This window comes from Enterovirga sp. CN4-39, from assembly GCF_049446235.1.
Taxonomy (GTDB): Bacteria; Pseudomonadota; Alphaproteobacteria; order Rhizobiales; family Beijerinckiaceae; genus Enterovirga.
In genome coordinates this window covers 24207-49467 of sequence record NZ_JBMSEF010000012.1, presented here as the reverse complement: position 1 = coordinate 49467, position 25261 = coordinate 24207, and the positions used below count along the sequence as shown (strand labels likewise).

Annotated in this window: 22 protein-coding genes and 1 other RNA gene; 18 read left to right on the top strand and 5 right to left on the bottom strand. The window is 68.2% G+C overall.

The features are described from left to right. Positions 1-24: 24 nt before the first annotated feature. Positions 25-2235, top strand: a complete 2211-nt coding sequence (locus ACO2SS_RS18855) for an FAD-dependent oxidoreductase (RefSeq protein ID WP_423279312.1) — start codon at positions 25-27, stop codon at positions 2233-2235. Positions 2236-2245: 10 nt separating this feature from the next. Beyond that, a complete protein-coding gene (locus ACO2SS_RS18850) occupies positions 2246-2755 on the top strand; it encodes a DinB family protein (RefSeq protein ID WP_423279421.1) in 510 nt (169 codons plus the stop codon). A 3-nt stretch (positions 2756-2758) separates the two neighbouring features. On the opposite strand, the gene ACO2SS_RS18845 is transcribed toward ACO2SS_RS18850, so the two are convergent. Beyond that, a complete protein-coding gene (locus tag ACO2SS_RS18845) occupies positions 2759-6289 on the bottom strand; it encodes a PAS domain-containing hybrid sensor histidine kinase/response regulator (RefSeq protein ID WP_423279311.1) in 3531 nt (1176 codons plus the stop codon). Positions 6290-6393: 104 nt separating this feature from the next. Between ACO2SS_RS18845 and mscL the strand changes: the two genes are divergently transcribed. After that, a complete protein-coding gene (gene mscL, locus ACO2SS_RS18840) occupies positions 6394-6825 on the top strand; it encodes a large conductance mechanosensitive channel protein MscL (protein ID WP_423279310.1) in 432 nt (143 codons plus the stop codon). Positions 6826-6927: 102 nt separating this feature from the next. Then, positions 6928-8139 (top strand): pyridoxal phosphate-dependent aminotransferase, encoded by a 1212-nt coding sequence (locus ACO2SS_RS18835; RefSeq protein ID WP_423279309.1) that lies wholly within the window; start codon positions 6928-6930, stop codon positions 8137-8139. Here ACO2SS_RS18835 and ACO2SS_RS18830 read toward each other — a convergent pair whose 3' ends face one another. From ACO2SS_RS18830 to ACO2SS_RS18820, 3 genes are all read right to left on the bottom strand, one after another. Then, positions 8140-8931, bottom strand: a complete 792-nt coding sequence (locus tag ACO2SS_RS18830) for an N-acetylmuramoyl-L-alanine amidase (RefSeq protein ID WP_423279308.1) — start codon at positions 8929-8931, stop codon at positions 8140-8142. It abuts the gene before it with no gap. Beyond that, complete coding sequence (locus ACO2SS_RS18825) at positions 8888-9607, bottom strand: TerB family tellurite resistance protein (RefSeq protein ID WP_423279307.1); 720 nt, start codon at positions 9605-9607, stop codon at positions 8888-8890. The genes ACO2SS_RS18830 and ACO2SS_RS18825 overlap by 44 nt, the downstream gene beginning before the upstream one ends. Positions 9608-9673: 66 nt before the next feature. Then, on the bottom strand, positions 9674-9943 hold the full coding sequence (locus ACO2SS_RS18820; protein ID WP_423279306.1) for a hypothetical protein: 270 nt from the start codon (positions 9941-9943) through the stop codon (positions 9674-9676). 196 nt (positions 9944-10139) lie between these two features. Between ACO2SS_RS18820 and rnpB the strand changes: the two genes are divergently transcribed. Further along, positions 10140-10527, top strand: an RNA gene (gene rnpB / locus ACO2SS_RS18815) — RNase P RNA component class A. A 15-nt stretch (positions 10528-10542) separates the two neighbouring features. Here rnpB and ACO2SS_RS18810 read toward each other — a convergent pair. Beyond that, positions 10543-10830, bottom strand: a complete 288-nt coding sequence (locus ACO2SS_RS18810) for a hypothetical protein (RefSeq protein ID WP_423279305.1) — start codon at positions 10828-10830, stop codon at positions 10543-10545. A 445-nt stretch (positions 10831-11275) separates the two neighbouring features. Here ACO2SS_RS18810 and rsmH point away from each other — a divergent pair, with 445 nt between their 5' ends. From rsmH to murB, 13 genes are all read left to right on the top strand, one after another. Then, positions 11276-12283 carry a 16S rRNA (cytosine(1402)-N(4))-methyltransferase RsmH gene (gene rsmH / locus ACO2SS_RS18805; protein WP_423279304.1) on the top strand — a complete coding sequence of 336 codons (1008 nt, stop codon included), beginning with the start codon at positions 11276-11278 and terminating at the stop codon, positions 12281-12283. After that, positions 12280-12690: a cell division protein FtsL gene (ftsL, locus tag ACO2SS_RS18800; protein ID WP_423279303.1), complete on the top strand. Its 411-nt coding sequence runs from the start codon at positions 12280-12282 to the stop codon at positions 12688-12690. The genes rsmH and ftsL overlap by 4 nt, the downstream gene beginning before the upstream one ends. After that, positions 12687-14480 carry a peptidoglycan D,D-transpeptidase FtsI family protein gene (locus tag ACO2SS_RS18795; RefSeq protein ID WP_423279302.1) on the top strand — a complete coding sequence of 598 codons (1794 nt, stop codon included), beginning with the start codon at positions 12687-12689 and terminating at the stop codon, positions 14478-14480. The genes ftsL and ACO2SS_RS18795 overlap by 4 nt, the downstream gene beginning before the upstream one ends. 47 nt (positions 14481-14527) lie before the next feature. After that, positions 14528-15985, top strand: coding sequence for a UDP-N-acetylmuramoyl-L-alanyl-D-glutamate--2,6-diaminopimelate ligase (locus ACO2SS_RS18790; RefSeq protein WP_423279420.1), 1458 nt, complete (start codon positions 14528-14530; stop codon positions 15983-15985). Then, entirely contained in the window at positions 15982-17409 is a 1428-nt protein-coding gene (locus ACO2SS_RS18785) for a UDP-N-acetylmuramoylalanyl-D-glutamyl-2,6-diaminopimelate--D-alanyl-D-alanine ligase (protein ID WP_423279301.1), read from the top strand. Before ACO2SS_RS18790 ends, ACO2SS_RS18785 begins: the two co-directional genes overlap by 4 nt. Before the next feature lie 6 nt (positions 17410-17415). After that, positions 17416-18498 carry a phospho-N-acetylmuramoyl-pentapeptide-transferase gene (gene mraY, locus ACO2SS_RS18780; protein WP_423279300.1) on the top strand — a complete coding sequence of 361 codons (1083 nt, stop codon included), beginning with the start codon at positions 17416-17418 and terminating at the stop codon, positions 18496-18498. A 193-nt stretch (positions 18499-18691) separates the two neighbouring features. Continuing rightward, positions 18692-20182, top strand: a complete 1491-nt coding sequence (murD, locus tag ACO2SS_RS18775) for a UDP-N-acetylmuramoyl-L-alanine--D-glutamate ligase (protein WP_423279299.1) — start codon at positions 18692-18694, stop codon at positions 20180-20182. 3 nt (positions 20183-20185) lie between these two features. Continuing rightward, on the top strand, positions 20186-21325 hold the full coding sequence (locus tag ACO2SS_RS18770) for an FtsW/RodA/SpoVE family cell cycle protein (protein WP_423279298.1): 1140 nt from the start codon (positions 20186-20188) through the stop codon (positions 21323-21325). Further along, a complete protein-coding gene (murG, locus tag ACO2SS_RS18765; protein WP_423279297.1) occupies positions 21322-22446 on the top strand; it encodes an undecaprenyldiphospho-muramoylpentapeptide beta-N-acetylglucosaminyltransferase in 1125 nt (374 codons plus the stop codon). The genes ACO2SS_RS18770 and murG overlap by 4 nt, the downstream gene beginning before the upstream one ends. Next, positions 22443-23861: a UDP-N-acetylmuramate--L-alanine ligase gene (gene murC, locus ACO2SS_RS18760; protein ID WP_423279296.1), complete on the top strand. Its 1419-nt coding sequence runs from the start codon at positions 22443-22445 to the stop codon at positions 23859-23861. Before murG ends, murC begins: the two co-directional genes overlap by 4 nt. A gap of 18 nt (positions 23862-23879) precedes the next feature. Further along, positions 23880-24086 carry a type II toxin-antitoxin system HicA family toxin gene (locus ACO2SS_RS18755; RefSeq protein ID WP_423279295.1) on the top strand — a complete coding sequence of 69 codons (207 nt, stop codon included), beginning with the start codon at positions 23880-23882 and terminating at the stop codon, positions 24084-24086. Next, complete coding sequence (locus tag ACO2SS_RS18750) at positions 24083-24292, top strand: type II toxin-antitoxin system HicB family antitoxin (RefSeq protein WP_423279294.1); 210 nt, start codon at positions 24083-24085, stop codon at positions 24290-24292. Before ACO2SS_RS18755 ends, ACO2SS_RS18750 begins: the two co-directional genes overlap by 4 nt. A 32-nt stretch (positions 24293-24324) precedes the next feature. Beyond that, positions 24325-25254, top strand: coding sequence for a UDP-N-acetylmuramate dehydrogenase (murB, locus tag ACO2SS_RS18745; RefSeq protein ID WP_423279419.1), 930 nt, complete (start codon positions 24325-24327; stop codon positions 25252-25254). Positions 25255-25261: the final 7 nt, after the last annotated feature.

Genomic DNA, 25261 nt, shown 5'->3' with positions numbered 1-25261 from the left:
AGCTGAAACGATCGAGGACGCCCAATGGAGCTGCAGAACTTCCGCTTCGAGATCGATGCCGACGGCATCGCGCTGGCGACCTGGGACATGGCCGGGCGATCGATGAACGTCATCACGCCGGCGGTCATGGAAGACCTGTCCGCCATCGTGGAGACGGTTGCGTCGGACGCGGCGATCAAGGGCTGCGTGATCGCCTCCGGGAAGGAAACCTTCTCGGGCGGCGCCGACCTCACCATGCTCCAGGGACTCGGCGCCGAATATGCGCGCCTGGCCGGGGAGAAGGGCCCGGACGAGGCGATGCGCTTCTTCTTCGAGGAGTCGCGCAAGCTCTCGCTGCTCTACCGCCGGCTCGAGACCTGCGGAAAGCCCTTCGCGGCGGCCGTCGCCGGCACCTGCCTGGGCGGTGCCTTCGAGCTTGCCCTTGCCTGCCATTACCGCGTCCTCGGCAATGACGATGCGACCCGCGTCGGCCTGCCGGAGATCAAGGTGGGGCTGTTCCCGGGCGCGGGCGGCACGCAGCGCATCGCGCGCCTCATGCAGACCGGCGACGCGCTCCAACTGCTCTTCCGCGGCGACCAGCTTCGGCCCCTGATGGCGAAGAACATGGGGCTCGCGCACGAGGTGGCGCCCCGGGCCGAGATCGTCGAGAAGGCGAAGGCCTGGATCAAGGCAGGCGGCTCGGCCGTCGCGCCCTGGGACCTGCCGAAGTTCAAGGCGCCGTCGGGCAAGGTCTATTCCCCGGCCGGGATGATGATCTGGCCGCCGGCCAACGCGATCTACCGTCGCGAGACGCACGACAACTACCCGGCCGCCAAGGCCATCCTGAAGTCCGTCTACGAGGGGCTGCAGCTTCCGATGGATCTCGCCCTCAAGGTCGAGAGCCGGTACTTCGCCAATATCCTTCGGTCGAAGGAGGCGGCGGCCATGATCCGCACGCTGTTCCTGTCGAAGGGCGAGCTGGAGAAGGGTGCCCGACGTCCCGCGGCTGTCCCGAAATCGGCTTTGCGCACCGTGGGCGTCGTCGGGGCCGGCTTCATGGGGGCGGGCATCGCCTACGTGACGGCCAATGCCGGCATGAAGGTCGTGCTCGTCGACCGCGACCAGGAAGCGGCCGACAAGGGCAAGGCCTATTCGCACAAGCTCGTCACGGACCAGATCAACAAGGGGCGGGCGAAGTCCGCCGACCGCGACGCGCTGCTCGAGCGTATCACGGCGACGCCAGATTACGCCGCGCTCGCCGAGTGCGACCTCGTCATAGAGGCCGTGTTCGAGGACCCGAAGGTGAAGGACGAAGTCATTCGCAAGATCGAGGCGGCGATCCGCCCGGACTGCATCTTCGCCTCGAACACCTCCACGCTGCCGATCTCGGGACTTGCGAAATCCTCGTCGCGTCCCGGCCAGTTCATCGGCATCCATTTCTTCTCGCCGGTCGAGAAGATGATGCTGGTCGAGATCATAAAGGGTCGCGAGACGGGCGATGCCGCGCTGGCCGCGGCGCTCGACTACGTCCGGGCTATCAAGAAGACCCCGATCGTCGTGAACGACGCGCGTGGGTTCTTCGCCAACCGCTGTGTCGGCGCCTACATCCTCGAAGGCCACCTGATGCTCGGCGAGGGGGTGCCGGCGGCCATGATCGAGAACGTGGCCAGGATGGCCGGCATGCCGGTCGGGCCGCTCTCCCTGAACGACGAGGTCGGCGTCGATCTGGCTCTACGGATCCTGAAAGCCACGAAGGCGCAGGTCGGCGAAGCTGCCGTGAACCCGGCGCAGGAGCAGATCCTGACCGCTCTCGTCGAACGCGAAGGGCGGCTCGGGCGAAAGAACCGCAAGGGCTTCTACGACTACCCGCCGAAGGGGCAGGGGCAGAAGAAGCTCTGGCCGGGCCTCGCCGACCTGCAGCCGACGAAGCTCGACCCGGACACGATAAGCGTGCAGGAGCTGAAGCACCGCTTCCTGGTTGCCCAGGCCCTGGAGGCTGCTCGCACGGTCGAGGAAGGCGTCGTCACCGACCCGCGCGAGGCGGATGTCGGCTCCATTCTCGGCTTCGGCTTTGCGCCTTTCACCGGAGGCGCGCTGTCCTATATCGACGGGATGGGCGCGAAGGCGTTCGTGGAACTCGCGCGCTCGCTGGAAGCTAGGCACGGGGAGCGGTTCGAGCCCAACAAGCTCCTGCTCGACATGGCCGAGACGGGCGGCTCCTTCTACGGCCGCGAGGCCCAGAAGGCGGCGGCCTAGCGCGATGGACATGCTTTCGCATGTCCGGATGTTCGCCGCGTACAACGCTTGGGCAAACCGGAGGCTCTACGCCGCGGCGGCGCAACTCCCTGACGAGCAGTACAGGGCCGATCGCGGCGCCTTCTTCAAGTCGCTGCATGGCACGCTGAACCACCTGCTCGTGACGGATCGCGTGTGGATGCGCCGCTTCACGGGTGCGGGCGAGGCGCCGGAGCGGCTCGACGCCATTATTTTCGACGGGCTGCCCGAGCTTCGCGAGGCGCGCGAGGCGGAGGATCGCCGGATCGAATCCTATGCCGCGAGCCTGGACGAGGCAGCACTCGCCGGCGTGATCCGGTATCGGCGCGTGTCCACCCCCGACGAGATCGTCCAGCCGCTCGGGCCGGCGCTCGCACACCTGTTCAATCACCAGACGCATCACCGCGGACAGGCCCATTGCGTGCTGACGGGGCTCGTCGGCGATGCCCCGCCGCTCGACCTCCTGTTCTTCCAGCGCGAAACGGGAATCGGCGCGAGCTGAGGCTCACTCGGCCGCGAGGCGGGTGACGTGCACGCGAGAGAGCAGGGCACGCAGCGCGGCCGGCTTCAGCGGCTTGTTCAGCACGGTGATCTCGGCTTCCGCTGCCCTTTCCCGGAGTTCCGGCGAGCGATCGGCGGTGACGAGCACGGCGGGCAGATCGAACCCGATTTCCTCGCGGACGGCCGCGATCGCTCCGAGCCCGTCCTCCTCGTCGAGGTGGTAGTCCGCGATCACGATCTCCGGCGTCTCGTGAAGCGCGAGCACCTGCCGCCGCGCCTCCTCGATGGAGGTCGCGGTCGCCACCTCGCAACCCCAGCCGCTGAGGAGCGTCCTCATGCCGTCGAGCACGGCCGGCTCGTTGTCGATAGCCAAGACCAGCATGCGTTGCAGCGGCGCGATCTGTGGTCCCCGGGGCGCGGCCTGAGCCTCGGGCGCTACGGCGCCGTCCGTGAGGGAGAGCGGCAGCCGCACGGCGAACATGGAGCCGCGATCCGGCTGGGACCTGAGCGTGATCTCAGCCCCGAGGGTCTTCGCGATCCGCTCCACGATCGACAGGCCGAGGCCTAGCCCACGCGCGGCCTTGGCGCCGGCCGATAGGCGGCGGAACTCGCGGAAGATCGTCTTCTGTTGCGAGGCCGGAATTCCGATTCCCGTATCCCAGATCTCGATGCGTATCTGGGAGCCGTGCCGCCTGACCCCGAGAAGCACCTTGCCGGCCGGCGTGTATTTCACCGCATTGGACACGAGGTTCTGGACGAGACGCCGGAGGAGCTGCCGGTCCGAGCGAGTCGACAGGCTCGTCTGGACGATGCGCAACTCCACGCCCTTCGCCTCGGCTATCGGGCCGAATTCCCGCGCCACCTGCCGGAACAGGTCGTCGAGTTTCACGGTCGTCCATCGCGGCCGCAGCGCGCCGGTGTCCAGCCGGGAGATGTCGAGGAGGGTCGTGAGGATCTCCTCCACGGCGTCGAGCGAGGCGTCGACGTTGTCGGCGAGCGAGCGCTCCTCGGGGTCGGTGGTCCGCTCCGCGAGCGAGGTCGCGTAGAGTCGCGCGGCGTTGAGGGGCTGGAGAATGTCGTGGCTCGCGGCGGCGAGGAACCGGGTCTTCGAGGCATTCGCCTCGTCTGCTAGCCGCTTGGCGCGAGTCAGCTCCTCGTTGAGGCGGGTCAACTCCTCGGTCCGCTCCTGGACGCGCTGCTCCAGGGTTTCGTTCTCGCGCTCCCGCTCCTGTTCCTGGGCAACGATGTCCGTCACGTCCGTGTAGGTGTTTACCAGGCCGCCGCCGGGCAGCCGGTTGGAGCGGACCGAGATCCATCGCCCGTTCGGATAGAGCTTTACGCGCACGGGCCCAGCGTCGTGCATGACGCTGTGCAGCCGCATGGCGACGAGATCGTCCACATTGCCGGGCCCGTAGGTGCCGCGCTCGGCATTGACGCGGATGATCTCTTCCATGCCCACGCCGATGCGGATCAGCTCCGGCGGGAAGCCGTAGAGGTCGATGAAGGCGTGGTTCCAGGTGAGAAGGCGCAGGTCGCGGTCAAGAACCGTGATGCCCTGCTGGGCGTGATCGATCGCGTGCTGGAGGAGGTCCCGGTCGTGCTGGAGAACCGCTGCCGCCTCGTCGAGCAGGCGGAGCGCTGCCCGGGGGGACAGGTTCCCGCGCCTCAGGACGAGCGACAACGCGAGACGTGAAGAGGCCGCGCCGATCGCGGAGGCCAGCAGGTGCTCGGCGTAGCGGAGGAAGTGGATATCGGCCTCGGCGCGCTGGTCGAGAACGAGGCCTCGCGATCGCGCAAAACCCGCGAAGGAGCGCTGTGTCCGGTCCTCGCCGAGGAACCCAGCCACCGCGCGGCTCAGCTCCCCGATGGTGATGCTCGCGCGGAGCAGCCGCATGGTCGGAGCGATGGGCATCCGGTTCTCGCCCATGAAGGCGGAAGCCTGCAGCCGCTCCAGCGCGTTGGCCGGCCGGACCAGCGAAAAGGCGACATAGGCGAGCACGTTCAGGCCCAGGCTCCAGACGATCCCATGGGTGAGCTGGGGCATGTCGATCCCCGCGAGAGCCGTCGGGCGCAGGCCAGCGAGACCGAACGGCCCTTGGGCGAGCAGCACGGAACTGCTCGGGTCGCTCGTGAGGGTTGGAAGCAGGAGCGTGTAGGCCCAGGTCGCGATGCCGACGACCAGGCCGGCCGTGGCGCCCTGCGCGGTCGCCCGGCGCCAAAGAAGGCCGCCGATGAAGGCCGGGCCGATCTGGGCCACCGCCGCGAACGAGAGAAGACCGATCGAGGCAAGCTCGGCGTCCGCCGCCACGCGGTAATAGGCGTAGGCGAGGAGCGTGAGCGCGATAATCGCGATCCGGCGCACATAGAGGACGAAACGTCCGAGATTGAGCGCTCTTTCGCCCGGTTGGGCTTCCCCCGAAAAGGCTCGCCGGCGCAGGACGAGCGGCATCACGAGGTGGTTCGCGATCATCACGGACACGGCGATCGTCTCGACGATGACCATGGCGGTCGCGGCCGAGAGGCCGCCGATGAAGGTGATGAGCGCCACGGCGCCCGAGCCGCCATGCAGCGGGAGGAGCAGGACCGTCATGTCCCGATCGACGACGTGCCCCGGGAACAGATGGATGCCCGCAAGGGCGAGCGGGACCACGAAGATGTTGATCGCGACGAGGTAGAGCGGAAACAGCCAGACCGCGCGCCGCATGTCGTCCGGCCCGCGGTTCTCCACCACCATCATGTGAAACTGCCGCGGGAGGAGGAGCGCGGCGGAAGCCGAGATGAGCACCATCGCGGCGTAGCTGAAGGGATCCGCGGTCGGTCCGAGCAGGTCGAGGGCCTGCCCGGATTTCTCGAGGCGCGCGACAATGTCCGTGAAGCCGCCGAACATTCCGTACACGACGAAGAAGCCGACGAGCAGGAAGGCTCCCAGCTTCACGACGGACTCGACCGCGATCGCGAGAACCAGTCCGTTTTGATGCTCGGTCGCATCCGCGTGGCGGGTGCCGAAGGCAACGGAGAAACCCGCCAGGAGGAGCGCGACCACGAGCGCTATGTCGACGAAGGACGGCCAGAGCGCAGCCGGCTTGTCCGCGGCCAGGAGGACCTCGAGGGAGGCCGAAACCGCCTTGAGCTGCAGGGCGATGTAGGGCAGGGCGCCCACTATGGCGATCATGCAGACGATGGCTGCCACGCGCTCGCTTTTACCGTAGCGCGCGGCGACGAAGTCGGCCACCGAGGTGATATTCTGCGCCTTGGCGATCCGGATCACGCGGCACACCAGCGGGTAGCCGAGGCAGATCAGCAGTATCGGGCCGATATAGATCGCCAGGAAGTTGAGCCCGTTCCGGCTGGCGAGCCCCACTGAACCGTAGAAGGTCCAGGAGGTGCAGTACACGGCCAGAGCCATCGCATAGACGACGGTGCGCGACTGCCGCCGCATGACGCGGCGCCCCCGCTGATCGCCCCAATGTGCGACAGCGAACAGGAGGCAGAGATAAAGGAGGGCCGACATCAGGACGGCCCAGCTGGCGATCATTGCGGATATCCGGCGCTCAAGAGGAGAATGGTATCCGGCAGGAGCGGGAGACGCCAACGGCCAGTCGTGCCATGCTGCGCGCAGGCTGACAGCCGGAGGTGCCGATGCTCGAGGAATTCAAGAAATTCGCGCTCAGGGGCAATGTCGTCGATCTCGCAATCGGCGTCATCATCGGAGCGGCCTTCAGCAAGATCGTCGACTCGATGGTCGGCGACATCTTCATGCCCGTGATCGGGGCCGTCACGGGCGGCCTCGATTTCTCGAACTACTACACCCCCCTCGCCAGCACGGTGCAGGAGGGCGCCGCCTATGTCGATGCGAAGAAGCAGGGGGCCGTACTCGGCTGGGGCAACTTCATCACGACGGCCATCAACTTCATCATCATAGCCTTCGTGCTGTTCCTCGTGATCCGCGCCCTCAACCGGCTCAAGCTCCGTGCAGACGAGAAGCCGCCCGAGACTCCGGCCGACGTGAAGCTGCTGGGCGAGATTCGGGACATCCTGGCGGCACGTCAGTCGGTACCGCCGCCACGATAGATCGTTGCGGCGAATGGCATCGATCAGAGGTTTTGGCTGAACCTTGGCGGTTGCGCCTGCTACTAGAGGCGCTTCCAAGCGACAATCAGGCTCTTCTGTTCGATGACCGCTCACGTACCCATGTCGAACCGCGCCGGAATCCGGCCGGAGGCCGCCGGCATGCCCGAGAGCGGGATCGTGGAGGTCGCCAATTACGGGCGCGGGCGGGAGGGGCTGATCCCGCTCTGGATCGGCGAGGGCCGCCGGCCGACCCCGGCCTTCATCGCGGATGCGGCGACGCGTGCGCTCGCCGCCGGCGAGACCTTCTACACCTGGCAGCGCGGCATCCCCGAGTTGCGGGAGGCGATCGCGCGCTACACGGGCCGCCTGTTCGGACGGCCTTTCGATCCCGAGCGCTTCTACGTCACGATCGGTGGGATGCATGCCCTCCAGATGGCGATGCGGATCGTCTCGGGGACGGGAGACGAGGTCATCGTGCCGACACCGGCCTGGCCGAATTTCGAGGCCGCGATCGAGGTGAACGGCGCTCGCGCGGTCGCCCTGCCGATGACCCCCGGGCCGGACGGCTGGAATCTCGATCTCGGCCGACTTGAAGCCGCGGTCACGCCCAGGACGCGGGCTATCGTCATCAACTCGCCGTCCAACCCGACCGGTTGGACGGCCTCCCGCGATGACCTCGAGCGCATTCTCCGACTGGCGCGCCGGCATGGACTCTGGATCATCGCCGACGAGATCTATCAGCGCTTCGTCTATGATCCTCTCCCCGGGGCCGGCGAGGGCAGGACGCCCTCGTTCCACGACGTGATGGCGGAGGATGACAGGATCCTGTTCCTCCAGACCTTCTCGAAGAACTGGGCGATGACGGGCTGGCGGCTAGGCTGGCTCGAGGCGCCTGCCGAACTCGGCCCGGTGATCGAGAACCTCGTCCAGTACACGACCTCGGGTGTCCCGGCGTTCCTGCAACGCGCGGCCGTCGTCGCGCTCGAGGAGGGGGAGAGCCTCGTCGAGGAGCATATCGCGCTGGCACGCCGGAACCGGGACATCGTGTGCGAGGGGCTTCGCGCCACGAATGTCGTGGAGCTGCCGTCCCCTCCAGGGGCGTTCTACGCCTTCTTCAGCGTCGACGGCGTGACCGATACGCGTCAACTCGCCCTCGATCTCATCGACCATGCGAATGTCGGGCTCGCGCCGGGCACGGCGTTCGGGGCAGGCGGCTCGGCCCACCTCAGGCTCTGCTTCCTCCGCGACACGGCGCTCGTGGAAGAGGCGATCGGCCGGCTGGCATTGGCCCTGCCGAAGCTCGCCCGGCGCTGATCATCCCGGGCGGGACGCGATCAGGTCCTGCAGGGTCGCGAAGGTCGAGGCGTCCAGGATTCCGTCGACCCGTTCCGGTCGGAAATGGCGCTGGAAGGCCGCGACGACGAGCCGTGTCGGCTCGTCATAGGTGCCGGTCGGGTCGAGCCCGTAGCCGTAGAAGGCGAGGGCATCTTGGAGCGCCCGAACCTCGGGACCTACGTCATCGGGCGCGAGGACGACGTCATCGGTGATCGCGGCCGGCTCGATCCAGTGGCCGATCCCGGCCTCGAAGAGCCTGCGCCAGGGAAACAGCTCGCCGGGATCCTCCTTCCGGCCCGGAGCCACGTCCGAATGGCCCAGCACGCGCTCTGGCGCGATGCCCCAATGATCGATGATCGGCCGGCACAGGCCGATGAGGGACGCAATCTGCCGCTCGGGATAGGGCGGGAGCCCTCCCTCGTGACCGGGATTCACGATTTCGATCCCGATCGAGCAGGAGTTGATGTCGGTCTCGCCCGCCCAGGACGCCGCTCCGGCGTGCCATGCGCGTCGGTCCTCTGGGACAAGCTGGACGACAGCCCCGTCCTCCAGCACCAGGTAATGTGCCGAAACCTGCGCGGCGGGATCGCAGAGGCGAGCGAGAGCCGCCTCCGCGGTCGGCATCCCCGTATAGTGGAGAAGGAGGAGATCGGGCCGTCGGCCGTCCCTACGCTCGCTGTGGTTCGGCGAGGGCACGAAGCGGGAGACGATTTCCCCCGGGGTCTCGTCAGGCGGCTTTTCGCTCACGCTCGATCCGCTCCCAGGCGGCATTGATCGCGCCAAGCCGGTCATTGGCGATCCGGACCGCCTCGGGCGGCAGGCCCCGGGCGATCTCCCGGTCCGGATGATGCTCCAGTACGAGTTCGCGGTACTTGCGTCGAAGTTCGGGGAAACTCATTGCCCGGTTGGCCCCCAGAACCCGATAGGGGTCATCAGGCATGACGACATGCCTGGCGAGGACCGCCTCGAACCATTCGTCATCCTTGCCGAAGATGCGGGAGACTTCGCGCAGGTAGCCGATCTCTTTCTCGTGCACTGCTCCATCAGCCTGCGCGATGAGGAAGAGGCCGTCCACGATGTCCTCGAGGAGGCACGGCTCGTCCGCCAGCAGCTTGGCGAGCTGCGCAGCATAGGCCTGGAAACCGTCGGTGGTTGCTTGTGCGAGGCGGAACAGTCGCTCGACATTGGGCCGGTCCTCTTCCGGCACGATGACGACGCGCGAGAAGGCTTCGACTTCCGAGCAGGCGACTACGCCGTCGGCGCGCGCCATCTTTGCGGACAGGGCGACGAGGCCGGTCGTTAGCACGACGTCGCGCGGAGCCGGGCCGAACACGGCTCCCTCGCGGTCAACGAGATAGTGCCCGGCGAATGCACCAAGAAGGCCGCCGATCGGCCCGCCTATCGCCAAGCCTAGGCCTGCGCCGCCAAGTTTCCCCCAAATCGACATAAGGCCAGGGGGATAGCAGGGCGGCACCTCGGCGCAAAGATGCCGAGGTGCCGGATTCTCGTCTGGTCAGCGGCAGTACACGTTGCCGTAGTAGTCGGTGTAGGTGCCGCGCGCGCAGGGAGCCGTCGCAGCGCCCACCAGAGCGCCGCCCGCAGCGCCGATCGCAGCGCCCGCAAGGGTCCCGCCGACCCGGCCGCCGGAGGCGGCGGCACCGATCGCAGCGCCGGTTGCGCCACCGATCAGGGCGCCTCCGCCCGCACGCTCCTCCGGCGTGTAGCAGCCGCCAAGCGACAGGGCGATCGCCCCGGCGAGCGTGAGCGGAATGATCTTCCTCATTGAGTATCCCTCGGTTTCGTTAGCCGCTTCGCGCGGGAGCTTGGCAATACGGCTTTTCGAACTCGGCTGTCATGCAATCGTTCCGCTCAGAACCCTTCGCGTCCCCAATTCGTACGATCTTGGTTCACGTTCTCGGAGAGCCTGATCGTGACCGGGTGGGTTGACGGAGCGGGCGCGTCCGACCAGATCAGCATCGTCAGTCGGCCGGGCGGCCGCTCCGGCGCGAGCCGGGGAGGAAAGTCCGGGCTCCATTGAGATGCGGTGCCGGATAACGTCCGGCGGGGTTTCGGCCCTAGGGAAAGTGCCACAGAGAGCAGACCGCCGCCGGGCTTGCCTGGCGGTCAGGGTGAAAGGGTGCGGTAAGAGCGCACCGCGGACGCGGCAACGCGGACGGCACGGCAAACCCCACCGGGAGCAAGATCGAATAGGGGCGACAGCGGCGCAAGCCGCAAGCCTGTCTCAGGGCTCGTCGCCCGGGTTGATTGCTTGAGGCGGCCGGCAACGGCCGTCCCAGAGGAATGGCCGCCACGGCCGGGCTTCGCGCCCGGCCCATACAGAACCCGGCTTACAGGCCGGCTGACACTTATCCTTCAGGCGCCTCAGCGGCGGTAATAGTGCCGCTTGCCGTTCTTCACGTAGTACTTGCGCTTGGAGGTATGGCGGCGGGCCCGCTCGTCCGGGATGCCTAGGACGCCCTTGACGCCGCCAACGGCTCCGCCGACGCCCGCGCCCACTGCGCCGCCGACGACCCCGCCAACCGGTCCGGCCGCGCGGCTACCCTCGGCTGCACCCTCGCGGGCGCCGCCGATGATACCCTGGGCGCTCGCGACCGGCGCAGAGGCAAGAAGGGCGAGAAAGCCGAGGGCTGCAGCTGTCTTCATCTTCATCGTGGAACTCCCATTTATGGCAACGTAACAACCCGAACAGATCGCGAGTTCCGGGAGTTTCAGGATGGACGCGCAACAGGGTTAGCGGGGCCTTCGAGGCGTTCCGCAAACCCTTCATTAACGCTACTCGGGTCTGAATGCGGGGTGCTCGGCGAGACGACGAGCTGTTTCGCGCCCTGATCGGCCCATGGTATCCCACGCGAATCCATCAGAACGGGCGGCTGCTCCTGGATTGGGGCGGACCGGCGCCGCGTGTGACGCCGCTCTTCGGGCAGGCTCGTGGGCAGCGCGGCGCTCGTCCGGTCACTTCCCGGCGGGCCCCGGGCGAATTGCGGATCATGAACCCGGCATTTTTTCGTACTTTCCCGCACCCGCGGGGTTTCGTGGCGCGGCAGGGTCGTACGACGCGCCTCGTACATTCGTCGGCAAGGGAAGGAGTCGGGGGTTGACGCCTCCTGATACCGATACCCGCCACGTTCCCGTCCTCCTCACGGAGGTGCTTGAGGCGCTCAACGCCTCGTCGGGTGGCACCTTTCTCGACGGCACATTCGGGGCCGGCGGCTACACGCGCGCCCTTCTGTCGGCAGAGCCGGGCAACCGCGTGATCGCGATTGATCGGGATCCCGATGCGATCGCCGGGGGCGCGAAGCTGGTCGAGCTGTCGCGCGGGCGGCTGACGCTCTGTCACGGCCGCTTCGGGGAGCTGGACGAACTCGCCCGGAGCACCGGCGCAGCCTCCGTCGATGGCGTTGTGCTCGATATCGGGGTGTCATCGATGCAGCTGGACGAAGCCCAGCGCGGGTTCTCCTTCCGGGCGGACGGGCCGCTCGACATGCGCATGGAACAAGCCGGTCCGAGCGCAGCCGACCTCGTCAACGACCTCGATGAAAGCGAACTCGCGGACATCATCTACCAGTACGGAGAGGAGCGCCGTTCCCGCGCCATCGCGCGGGCGCTCGTGGAGCGGCGGCGTCGCGGCCGCATCGAGACCACGGGTGAACTCGCCGAGATCGTGGCCCGGCATGTCCGCGGCGAGCCCGGCATTCATCCGGCCACCCGCACCTTCCAGGCGCTGCGCATCGCCGTGAACGACGAACTCGGCCAATTGCAGGAAGCTCTTGAAGCCGCGGAACGGATCCTGAAGCCGGGCGGCCGCTTGGCGGTGGTGACCTTCCATTCGCTCGAGGACCGGATCGTCAAGCAGTTCATCCAGGACAGGTCGCGCCGGAATGCTCGCGGGTCGCGGCACATGCCGGATGCGGGGAGCGAGGCGCCGCCGACTTTCACGGCCGTCAGCAAGGGGCCGATCGTGCCCGGCGAGCGCGAGACCGCTGGAAACCCGCGTGCACGGTCGGCGAAGCTGCGTGTCGCCGAACGGACGGAGACTCCTGCTTTGCCCGGCGCGGGCAACAAGGGCGCTGCGGCGGATCGGGCGCGGAGGAACGCGCGGTGATCCGCTTTCTCCACATCCTGGCGATAACGGGCCTGATCGGTTCCGCCGCCTGGGCCTACAGCATCAAGTACGATACGCTTTATTACGCGGAGGAGGTCGTGAAGCTCCGCCGCAAGATCGAGCGCGAGCGCGATGCCATCGCGGTGGCCAAGGCCGAGATGGCGCTCCTCACTCGTCCGGACCGCCTGCAGCGGCTGGCCGATCAGAACCTCGACCTGCAACCGCTCGGGATCTACCAGCTCGGCACGGTCGCGGACCTGCCGCAGAAGCCGGCCAAATCGGACGCGATCGGGATGAAGCTCGAAGCTCTGTTCCGCGAGCCGACCGCAACGCCGAAGGACCGGCGCACCGGGGACGCGCGCACGCCCACGACCACCGGCAGCTTGCCCAAGGCGCCGATACGATGAGCCACCCCAACGATTTCGAGGAGCCGCTGCCCGAGGACATGGGCGCGACGCCTGCATCCGAGCCGAAGCCCAGCCGCGCCCGCTGGGTGGCGCACCAGGCGCGCGAGCTATTCCGGCTCCGGCTGGACAAGAGCTCCACCCGCGTCGGCTGGGTGATGTTCGGCTTTATGGCGCTGTTCTGCCTGATCCTGGGCCGGCTCGCCATGCTGGCGATCACGCCGGAGGAGCCCGAGGGTATCCGGCGCTTCGCGGATGCCTCGACGTCGGCGGCTCGGCCCGACATTCTCGATCGGAACGGGGAGGTGCTCGCCACCGACGTGCGGTCGGTCTCCGTCTTCGCCGAGCCGCGCAACATCATCGACAAGGACGAGGCGGTCGAGCTGCTGACGGCCGTCCTGCCGGATCTGGATGCGCGCGACCTTCGTGCCAAGTTCAACAAGCGGCGTGGCTTCGTCTGGGTGAAGCGCGAGATCACGCCGCGCCAGCAGGCGGAGGTCCATCGCCTCGGCATCCCGGGCGTGGGCTTCGTGCCGGAGGCCAAGCGTGTCTACCCGAACGGCCCCGCGGCTGCCCATGTCATCGGCTTCGCGTCGATCGACAATGTCGGCATCGCCGGCATGGAAAAGTACATCGACAGCCGCGGGCTCCAGGATCTCGCCGGCGCAGGCTTCGCGCGCGAGGCGACCGACCTGAAGCCGGTCCAGCTCTCGGTCGATCTGCGCGTCCAGCACGCCATGCGGGACGAGCTCGTGAAGGGCATGCAGCACTTCCGGGCGCTCGCTGCGGCCAGCATGCTGATCGACGTCAACAGCGGCGAGGTGATCTCGCTCGTGTCGCTGCCGGATTTCGACCCCAACAACCCGGTAGACGCGCTGGAGAAGGACCGCATCAACCGCATGGCGGTCGGCGTGTTCGAGATGGGCTCGACCTTCAAGGCGCTGACGACCGCGATGGCGCTCGACTCGGGCAAGGCCACGATCAATTCGAGCTTCGATGCCCGCACCAGCCTGAAATACGGCCGCTTCACCATCAACGACTATCACGGGACGCACCGCATCCTGACGGTGCCCGAGATCTTCGTGCACTCGTCCAACATCGGCACGGCGAAGATGGCGCTGGCCGTCGGCGTGGACGGGCACAAGGCGTTTCTCAAGAAGATGGGCCAGCTCGACCGGCTGGTGACGGAGATCCCCGAAAACGCCCAGCCGATCGTTCCGGCGAAATGGGGCGAGCTGAACACGATCACGATCTCGTTCGGGCACGGCGTAGCCGTGACGCCGATGCAGGCGGCCTCCGCCGTCGGTGCGCTGATGAACGGCGGCTACCTCGTGAAGCCGACCTTCCTGAAGCGCTCGGAACAGGACGCGCGCAAGGGCGCTCCTCGGGTCATCAAGCCCGAGACGAGCGAGGCGATGCGCTACATCATGCGGCTGAACGCATCCGTCGGCTCGGCCTCGAAGGTCGCCGTGCCCGGCTACTTCGTCGGTGGCAAGACCGGCACGGCCGAGAAGGTTGTCCGCGGCCGCTATGCGAAGGACCGGCTGTTCACGACCTTCATGTCGACCTTCCCGGCCGACAAGCCGCGCTATCTGCTCGTGACCGTCTATGACGAGCCGAAGGCGGCGCCCGAGACCCACGGCTATGCGACGGCGGCCTGGAATGCCGGTGAGACGAGCGGGCGGATCCTGGAGCGGGTCGCCCCGATGCTACCGGTCGTGCCGCGTTTCGAGCCGCCGCAGAACCCGTTCCCCCTCATGGCGAAGCTGAACGCCTGGGGCGTGAAGCGGTGAGCGATGGCCTCCAGGGACGGCATGACCTCGCCTTGATCTCGCGCGAGATGGACATGATGTCGTCTCTTCTGCCCGAGCTCGCGGATCATCCTGTTGCCGGCCTTACGGCAGACAGCCGCAAGGTCCAGCCCGGCTGGCTTTTCGTTGCCGTGCCGGGCACCAAGGCCGACGGCATGAGCTTCGTGCCGGATGCGGTCGCGCGCGGCGCAACGGCCGTCGTCGGGGAGGCGGAAAGGCCTGCGGACCTGCCCGTCGGCGTCGCCTATGCGCAGGTGCCGGATGCGCGCCGGGCGCTGGCCCTTGCGGCCGCGCGGTTCCACCCGGCGCAGCCGGAGACCGTCGTCGCCGTCACGGGCACGAGCGGCAAGAGCTCGGTCGCCGATTTCGCGCGCCAGCTCTTCGCGAACAATCTCGGCGTCCGCAGCGCCAGCCTCGGCACGCTCGGCGTGATGACCTCCGACGGGCTCGCCTACGGCTCGTTGACGACGCCCGATCCGGTGACCCTGCACGAGACGCTGGACCGGCTCGCCAAGGACGGGGTGACGCATCTCGCCATGGAGGCCTCGTCGCACGGCCTCGACCAGCACCGGCTGGACGGCGTACGCCTCGCGGCTGCGGGCTTCACCAATCTCGGGCGGGACCATCTCGACTACCACCCGACGGTCGAGGCTTACCTCGCCGCGAAGCTCCGGCTCTTCGACACGCTGCTCGATCCGGGCCGGCCGGCCGTGATCAACGCTGATGGCGCCTATGCCGACCGGGTGATCGCGGCCGCGAAGGCGCGGGGACATCGCGTGCTGACGACTGGCCGGGAGGGCGACTTCCTCCGCATCGTCGAGTGGCGCCACAGCGGCTTCTCCCACGACCTCGTGATCGAGCATGCCGGCGCGGGCGGTTCCGACCGGGTCCGGGCGGAGCTGCGCCTGCCCGGGGACTTCCAGGTCGAGAACGCGCTCCTCGCGGTCGGCCTCGTCCTGGCAAGCTGCCCGGAGGCGGATGCGCAGACGCTCATCCAGGGCATGGCGAAGCTCTCCGGCGTGGCGGGCCGGATGGAGCGCGTCGGCGAGGTCGGGGGCGCGCTCTGCATCGTCGATTACGCACACAAGCCCGAGGCGCTGGCGCATGTGCTGGATGCGCTCCGGCCTTTCGCGACGGGACGCCTCGTCTGCGTGTTCGGCTGCGGCGGCGACCGCGATCGCGGCAAGCGTCCCATCATGGGGGCGATCGCGGCCGAGAAGGCCGACACCGTCATCGTCACGGACGACAATCCGCGTTCGGAGGAGCCGGCTTCAATCCGGGCCGAGATCCTGAAGGCGGCCCCTGGCGCGCGCGAGATCGGGGATCGCGCGGAGGCGATCCGCACCGCCGTGCGCGGGCTCGGGCAGGGCGGTGTGCTGGTCGTGGCCGGAAAGGGTCATGAAACGGGCCAGATCGTGGGCGACCGCACGCTGCCGTTCTCGGATCACGAGGTGATCCGCCAAGCCATCAGCGAGAGACAATCATGACCGCGCCCCTCTGGACCAGGGAGGACGCCGAAAGGCTCGGCGCAAGGATCGTCGGCCGGTTCGAGACTGCCGGCGGCGTCTCCATCGACACGCGCACGCTGCAGCCGGGCGACCTCTTCGTTGCGATCGCGGGCGCACGTGACGGCCACGACTTCGTCGAGGCGGCGCTGGCCAAAGGTGCTGCGGCCGCCATCGTGGCTGACGCGAAGGCCGCATCCCTGCCTGAGGGCGCCGGGCCGCTCCTCGTGGTCCCCGATCCGCTCGACTTCATGGCAAAGCTCGGCCGCGATGCGCGGGCCCGGACGACAGCCCGCATCCTCGCCGTCACCGGCTCCGTCGGGAAGACGGGCACCAAGGAGGCCCTGCGTCTAGTGCTCGGCCGCTTCGGCGAGACGCATGCCTCCGTCGCTTCTTACAACAACCATTGGGGCGTGCCGCTGACCCTCGCCCGCATGCCACGCGAAAGCCGGTTCGGCGTGTTCGAGATCGGCATGAACCACGAGGGCGAGATCGCGCCGCTCACCCGGATGGTCCGGCCCGAGGTGGCCGTCATCACCACGATCGAGCCCGTCCATATCGGACATTTTCGCTCGATCCTCGGCATCGCGGACGCCAAGGGCGAGATCTTCGGCGGGCTGGAGCCGGGCGGGGTCGCGGTCATCAACCGGGACAGCCCCTATTTCGACCGGCTCCTCGCCCATGCGGGCGCCTCCAATGCCGGGCGCGTGATCTCCTTCGGCGAGCATGAGCGGGCCGATGTCCGGGCGCTCCGGATCGTCACGGGCCCGGACGCCTCCATGGTCGAGGCCAATGTGCTCGGCAGGACGGCCGCCTACCGGGTAGGTGCCGCGGGGCGGCACATGGCCCTGAACTCCCTCGCCGTTCTCGCCGCGACGGCCGCCCTTGGGCTCGACCCCAACGAGGCTGCGGGCGGGCTCGCTGAGCTTTCTGCCCCGGTTGGGCGGGGCGAGCGCATCCGCCTCGCTCATCCGGCCGGCGAATTCCTGGTGATCGACGAGAGCTTCAACGCCAATCCCGCCTCCATGCGGGCGGCGCTCGACACGCTCGCGAGCGTCGAGAGCAAGGGACGGCGCATCGCCGTCCTGGCCGATATGGGCGAACTCGGCGAGTTCGGGCCGAAGGCGCATGTGGATCTGGCGGGGCCGGTGGCTTCGTCGCGCGCCGATCTCGTCTTCGTGGCGGGGGACCTGATGCGCGGGCTCTGGGACGCGCTTCCGGCAGCCGTGAAGGGCGGATATGCTGCCACAGCCGCCGAGCTCGAGCCGATCCTGCTCGAAGCGGTCCGCCCCGGCGACACCGTGATGGTGAAGGGGTCCAAGTTCACCCAGGTCTCGAAGATCGTGGGTGCTTTGAAAAACCGGTACGGGCAGGCCGCGGCCGCCGCGACGACCGGGCGGGGTTGACCTCAAATGCTGTACTTCCTGGCGGATCTCAGCGGCTACTTCTCGCCGCTGAACGTCTTCCGCTATCTCACCTTCCGCACGGGAGGCGCCATCGCGACGGCGCTCCTCTTCGTATTCTGGCTCGGCCCGGCCGCGATCTCCGTGCTGCGCATCCGCCAGGGCAAGGGGCAGCCGATCCGTGAGGATGGGCCGCAATCCCACCTGACCAAGCGCGGCACGCCGACGATGGGCGGCCTGATGATCCTCGCGGGCGTGCTGGTCGCCACCCTCCTCTGGGCCAACCCGGCGAACCTGTATGTCTGGGTGGTCGTCTTCGTGACGCTCGGCTTCGGGTCGATCGGGTTCTACGACGACTACCTGAAGGTCACGAAGCAGTCGCACAGAGGGTTTTCCGGCAAGAGCCGCCTCCTGCTCGAATTCCTGATCGCGGGCGCCGCCTGCCTGATGATCGCCTTCATTGCGACGCCGGGCCTGGCGAACAAGCTGTCGGTGCCCTTCGCAAAGGATCTGCTGATCGATTTCGGCTGGTTCTACATCGCGTTCGGGGCGCTCGTGATCGTGGGCGCCGGCAACGCCGTGAACCTGACGGACGGGCTCGACGGCCTCGCGATCGTGCCCGTGATGATCGCGGGCGCGAGCTTCGGCTTCGTGGCCTATCTGGCCGGAAACGCGATCTTCTCGAACTACCTCCAGATCCGCTTCGTGCCCGGCACGGGCGAACTCGCGGTGCTCTGCGGGGCGCTCCTCGGCTCGGGCCTCGGCTTCCTGTGGTTCAACGCGCCGCCCGCGCAGGTCTTCATGGGCGACACGGGTTCGCTCGCCCTCGGTGGGCTCCTGGGCACGATCGCGGTCGCGACCAAGCACGAGATCGTGCTCGCGATCGTGGGCGGCCTCTTCGTGCTGGAAGCGCTGTCCGTCATCATCCAGGTCGCGTCCTTCAAGCTGACCGGCAAGCGCGTCTTCAAGATGGCGCCGATCCACCACCATTTCGAGCAGCTCGGCTGGACAGAGCCGCAGGTCGTGATCCGCTTCTGGATCATCGCCGTCCTGCTCGCGCTGGTCGGCCTCTCGACCCTGAAGCTGCGGTGATGGGCGGGCCGAGCTTGGGCGTGTTCTTCTCCCCGTCATGGACGGGGAGAAGTCGAGTCGCGCGTCGGCGCGACCGGATGAGGGGTAAAGGAACGACGACGAGGCTCGCTGGCTCATGCCCCTCACCCGGGCGGCCGCTGCCGCGGCCTGCTCGACCTCTCCCCGCTGCGCGGGGCGAGGAGATGCGCGCCCCATGACCCCCATCACCTGCATGGAAGGGCGGAAGCTCGCCCTGTTCGGCCTCGGCGGGTCCGGCATCGCGACCGCGCTCGCGCTCAAGGCGGGCGGGGCGGACGTCCTCGCCTTCGACGACAACCCGAAGAGCATCGAGAGGGCGCATGCGGCGGGGCTCACGACCTTCGACCTGCGCAGCGCGGACTGGTCCGACTTCGCCGGCTTCGTGCTGACGCCCGGCGTCCCGCTGACTCACCCCGAGCCACACTGGACGGTCGAACTGGCCACGGCCGCCGGCGTCGAGATCATCGGCGACATCGAGCTGTTCTGCCGCGAGCGCGCGAAAATCGCTCCGGATGCGCCGTTCGTCGCCATCACGGGGACCAACGGCAAGTCGACGACGACGGCCCTCGTTGCCCATGTCCTGCGCACGGCCGGCTACGACGTGCAGATGGGCGGCAATATCGGTACCGCCATCCTGTCGCTCGAGCCGCCCGCGCCGTCGCGCGTGCACGTGATCGAGATGTCGAGCTTCCAGATCGACCTGACGCCGAGCTTCGGTTCTCCGCCGACGGCCGCCCCGGCGGAAGCCGGGGCCCAGGGTCAGGCGGTGGATCTGGATCCCGGCCTTCTCCGGGACGAGCGGGTCGGCCATGGCCCGACCGTCGGCCTGCTGATGAACATCACGCCGGATCATCTCGACCGGCACGGCACGATGGAAAACTACGCCGCCATCAAGGCCCGGCTCGTGGCCAGCGCGGAACTCGCCATTGTGGGGATCGACGACGCGCCGAGCCGCGCGATCTTCGAGAGCCTTGCCCGATCCGGACACCGGGTGCTGACGATCAGCCAGGATCTGCTTCCCGTCGACGGCTACCATTTCGAGGGCTCGAAGATTTTCGCGAGCTTCGGGACCTCCACGAGCGAGGTGGCCGACCTGAAGGGAATCGGCGCGCTGCGCGGCGCCCACAACGCCCAGAATGCCGCGGCCGCGATCGCCATCGCGGAGGCGCTCGGACTCCAGCCCGAGGAGATCGAGGCGGGTCTCGCCTCCTTCCCGGGCCTTGCTCACCGGATGGAGCAGGTGGGCCGACGCGGCCACGTCGTCTTCATCAACGATTCCAAGGCCACCAACGCCGATTCGACCGAGAAGGCGCTCCTGTCCTTCGAAGGAGGGATCCACTGGATCCTGGGCGGCAAGGCGAAGGCGGGCGGAATCGAGCCTCTTAGGCCTTTGTTCACCAAGATCGACAAGGCCTATCTGATCGGGGACGCGACGGAGATGTTCGCGGCCTCGCTCGGGAACGAGGTGCCGTTCGTGCGCTGCGGAACACTGGACAATGCCGTCGCCGCCGCGGCGGAGGACGCATCCCGCTCAGGCGCAGCCGAGCCGGTCGTGCTGCTGTCGCCCGCCTGCGCGAGCTACGACCAATATCCGAATTTCGAGGTCCGCGGCGACCGCTTCCGCGAACTCGTCCGCGCGCTTCCTGGCGTGGAGATGAGGGGCTGATCCATGTCTTCGCGCGCTGAACGCACCTATGTCGGCGACTGGCTCTGGACAGTCGATCGGCTGCTACTTGCGGGTCTCGCCGCCCTGATGGTGGCCGGGATCGTCGCCCTGATGGGAGGCGGCCCTCCGGTCGCGGAGCGGCTGGGGCTGCAGACCTTCCACTTCGTCAATCGCCAGGTGCTCTATCTGGCGCCGGCCCTGATGGTCCTGGTTGCCGTCTCGTTCCTGTCGCTGCGGCACGTGCGGCGACTGGCGCTGTTCGTCTATGCGGCGGGCGTGGTGCTCTGTGCGCTGGCGATCAATTTCGGCCCGGAGATCAAGGGCGCGCATCGCTGGATCGCGATCGGCTCCTTCGGCATCCAGCCCTCCGAATTCGTGAAGCCCGCCTTCGTGGTCCTGGCCGCCTGGGCCTTCTCGGAAAGCGCGCGCCGGAACGAGGGCGCGATCCTCGCGATCCTGCTCCTGCCGGCCACGATCCTGCCCCTGATCCTGCAGCCCGATTTCGGGCAGACGATGCTGATCACGGCCGTGTGGCTCGGCCTCTTCTTCGTCGCCGGCCTGCATTTCTTCTGGGTGCTCGGGCTCGGCGGCGTCGCGCTGGTCGGCGTGTTCATGGCCTACAAGCTGCTGCCGCACGTGCAGGAGCGCATCGAGCGCTTCCTCGACAAGTCCTCCGGCGACACCTTCCAGGTCGACACCGCCCTGGAGGCCTTCGCCAAGGGAAGCTGGCTCGGCCGCGGCCCGGGCGAGGGCACGGTGAAGCGGATCCTGCCGGACGCGCATACCGACTTCATCTTCGCGGTGACGGCCGAGGAGTTCGGCATCATCGCCTGCATGGGCCTCCTCTGCATCTTCGCCTTCATCGTGCTGCGCGGCCTGACGCTCGCGCGGCGCAGCGAGGACCTGTTCTGCCGGCTCGCCACGACCGGCCTCGTCCTGATGTTCGGCCTCCAGGCCTGCATCAACATGATGGTGAACGTGCACCTGATGCCCGCCAAGGGCATGACGCTGCCCTTCATCTCCTATGGCGGGTCGTCACTCCTCTCGCTCGCGCTCGGGATGGGCTTCCTGGTGGCGCTGACCCGGCGTCGGCCGCGCTCCGAGATGCTCGACCGCATGATGCCGGGCCCGGGGAGATCATGAGCCGCGGCACCGTCCTGATCGCCGCCGGGGGCACCGGGGGGCACCTCTTTCCGGCCGAGTCGCTCGCCGCCGCGCTGGGCAAGCTCGGCGTGAGGGTGGTGCTCGCGACGGACAGCCGCGTCACCGAGATCGCCAAGACCTTTCCGGCGAGCGAGGTCGTCCAGATCCCGTCGGGCACTCCCTCCGGCGGTTCGGTCGTCAGCAAGGGGATCGCGGCCCTCAAGCTCGCCCGCGGCGTGCTCGCGGCGCTCCGGCTCATCCGGCGCCTCAAACCGGATTGCGTGGTGGGCTTTGGCGGATACCCGACGGTTCCGCCGGTCTTCGCCGCCGCGACGGGCGGCGTGCCGACGCTCATCCACGAGCAGAACGGCGTGATCGGCCGCGCGAACCGCTTCCTCATGGGTCGCGTCTCCGCCATCGCGACCGGCTTCCCGAAGGTCAACGGCCTGCCCGAGCGCCTGGCGGGCCGGACCTACCACACCGGCAACCCGATCCGGCCAGCGGTGCTCCAGGCCGCGGCGATCCCCTACGCCGCTCCCGAACCCGGCGGCATGCTGCGGATTCTCGCCTTCGGCGGCAGCCAGGGCGCGCGGATCATGAGCGAGATCGTCCCGCCGGCGCTCGCCTCGCTTCCCGCGGAGGCCCGGGCGCGGCTCTCGGTCGTGCAGCAGGCACGGCCGGAGGACCAGGACGAGGTGCGGCGCGTCTACCGGGAGGCCGGGATCGCGGCCGAGGTCGCGCCCTTCTTCAAGGACCTGCCGGCCCGGATGGCGGCGGCGCATCTCGTGATCGGGCGGTCCGGCGCATCCACGGTCGCGGAACTCGCGGCGATCGGCCGCCCATCGATCCTCGTCCCGCTGCCCGGCGCGCTCGACCAGGATCAGGCCGCGAATGCCCGCTCGCTGGCGGAGATCGGCGCCGCGACCGTGATCATGCAGCCGGACTTCACGCCGGAGCGCCTTGCCGGGGAAGTTGCAGAGCGGCTCGCGGACCCGTCCGGGTTGACCCAGGCCGCCCGCGCGGCGAAGAGCGCAGGAATTCTCGACGCGGCGGAGCGACTCGCCTCCGTCGTCCTCACCCTGGCCAAGATCCCGGTGCCCGACCAGGAGACGTCAACATGAAATTGCCCCCGAAGCTCGGGCCCATCCACTTCATCGGTATCGGCGGCATCGGCATGTCCGGCATCGCCGAGGTCATGCACAACCTCGGCTATACGGTTCAGGGCTCCGATGCCGCGGACAATTACAACGTCCGCCGTCTCGCCGAGAAGGGCATCCGCACCTTCATCGGGCACGAGGCGAAGAACGTCGACGAGGCCGAGGTCGTCGTGGTTTCGACGGCGATCAAGCGGAACAATCCCGAACTCGCGGCCGCACGCGAGCGCCGCCTGCCCGTCGTGCGCCGCGCCGAGATGCTGGCCGAGCTCATGCGGTTCAAGTCCTGCGTCGCGGTCGCGGGAACGCACGGCAAGACGACCACGACTTCGCTCGTCGCGACCCTCCTGGATGCGGGCGGGCTCGACCCGACCGTCATCAACGGCGGCATCATCAACGCCTACGGCACCAATGCCCGCATGGGCGCGGGCGACTGGATGGTGGTCGAGGCCGACGAATCCGACGGCACGTTCCTGAAGCTGCCCGCCGACGTCGCGATCGTCACCAACATCGATCCGGAGCACCTCGACCATTTCGGCTCCTTCGATGCCATCAAGGACGCGTTCCGGTCGCTGATCGACAACATCCCGTTCTACGGCTTCGCCGTGATGTGCATCGACCATCCGATCGTGCAGGACCTCGTCGGCCGCATCGAGGACCGCCGCGTCATCACCTATGGCGAGAACCCGCAGGCCGACGTCCGGCTCATCGACGTGGATTCGAAGGGCGGCCAGAACCGCTTCCAGGTTCTCATCCGCGACCGGCGCCCGGGTTTCCGGCTCGAACTGGCCGATCTCGTCCTGCCGATGCCCGGCACGCACAACGCCCTGAACGCGACGGCCGCGATCGCGGTCGCGCACGAACTCGGCGTCTCACCGGAGAACATCCGTAAGGCGCTTGCCGGGTTCGGCGGCGTGAAGCGGCGCTTCACCCGCACGGGCGAGTGGAACGACGTCACGATCTTCGACGATTACGGCCACCATCCCGTCGAGATCAAAGCGGTGCTGCGCGCCGCCCGCGCCTCGACGGAGGGCTGCGTGATCGCCGTCGTGCAGCCGCACCGCTACTCGCGCGTATCCTCGCTCTTCGACGAGTTCTGCACCTGCTTCAACGATGCCGACACAGTCATCGTGGCGCCGGTCTATGCCGCCGGCGAGCTGCCGATCCCCGGGGCCGACCGCGACGCGCTCGTCTCCGGCCTGAAGTCGCGCGGGCACCGCAACGCGATGGCGCTCGAGAAGCCGGAAGACCTCGCGAGCATCATCCGGGCCCATGCGAAGCCGGGCGACTACGTGATCTGCCTCGGCGCCGGCAACATCACGCAATGGGCCTATGCGCTCCCCGGCGAACTCGAGGCGCTCGGCGAGCAGGCGGCGGCTTAGTCGGGAAGGGAGGACGCCTTGCCCACCAGAGTGCGCGAGGCGATCCGGATCATCGAGCAGGACGGATGGCAGCTTGTGGCGACGCGCGGCAGCCATCGCCAATATAAGCACCCGATGAAGGCAGGACGGGTGACCATCCCGGGGAAGTTGTCGGACGATCTCGCGCCCGGCACCCTGGCGAGCATCCTCAAGCAAGCCGGGCTGGAGAAGGACGGGACGCGATGACCCGCTATGCAGTGGTGATCGAGCAGGCAGGGCGCAACTACTCGGCCTATGTGCCCGACCTCCCCGGCTGCGTTGCGACCGGGAGCACGGTGGAGGAGGTCGAGCGCGAAATCCGCGACGCCATCCAGTTTCACATCGCGGGCCTGAGGGAGGACGGCATCCCGGTGCCGGCCCCTACGAGTCGGGCGGAGTACGTCGAGGCGTGAGCGCGTCCCTTCAGAGCGAGGTAGCAACTGCTATCGAGGCGGTTGCCCTCGCAAGCGAGCTCACGCGCGCCATCCCCGGCCTGCGCGGGACGTTGCAGGCCGAGGCCCCGACTGCGCCGCTCTCCTGGTTTCGCACCGGCGGTCCGGCCGAGGTGCTGTTCACGCCGGCGGACGAGGCGGACCTTGCCCTGTTCCTGGCGGGCTGCCCGGCCGAGATCCCGGTCCTCGTCGTCGGGCTCGGCTCGAACCTCCTGATCCGCGACGGCGGGGTCCGCGGCGTCGCTATCCGCCTCGGCAAGGCCTTCGCGGAGGTGACGGTGGAAGCCGGCAATCGCATCCGCGCCGGCGCTGGTGCGCCGGACGTGAAGGTCGCCCGCGCGGCCGCAGAGGCCGGCATCGACGGGCTCACCTTCCTGCGTGGCATTCCGGGCGCGATCGGGGGTGCGCTGCGCATGAATGGCGGCGCCTATGGCGGCGAGACCGCGGACGTCCTCGTCGAGGCGCGTGCGCTCGACCGTCAGGGCAGGGCGCATCTGGTCTCGAAGGCCGAGATGGCGTTCAGCTATCGCCATTGCGGCGCGCCCGCCGACTACATCTTCACCGAGGCGCTTTTCGAGGGCCTCCCGGGCGAGCCGGAAGCGATCCTCGCCGCCATGAGCGCCATCACGGATGCGCGCTCCGCCACACAGCCGGTGAACACACGTACGGGCGGATCGACCTTCAAGAACCCGCCTGGCCGGAAGGCTTGGGAACTCGTGGACCAGGCCGGCTGCCGCGGGCTCCGCATCGGCGATGCCCAGGTGTCCGAACTGCACTGCAACTTCCTGATCAATCACGGCAAGGCCACCGCGACCGATATCGAGGCCCTGGGCGAGGAGGTCCGCCGCCGCGTGCGCGAGACCTCGGGCGTGGAGCTCGAATGGGAGATCAAGCGCGTCGGTAACGTAGACGTAAGTCGGTAAGGCGGTA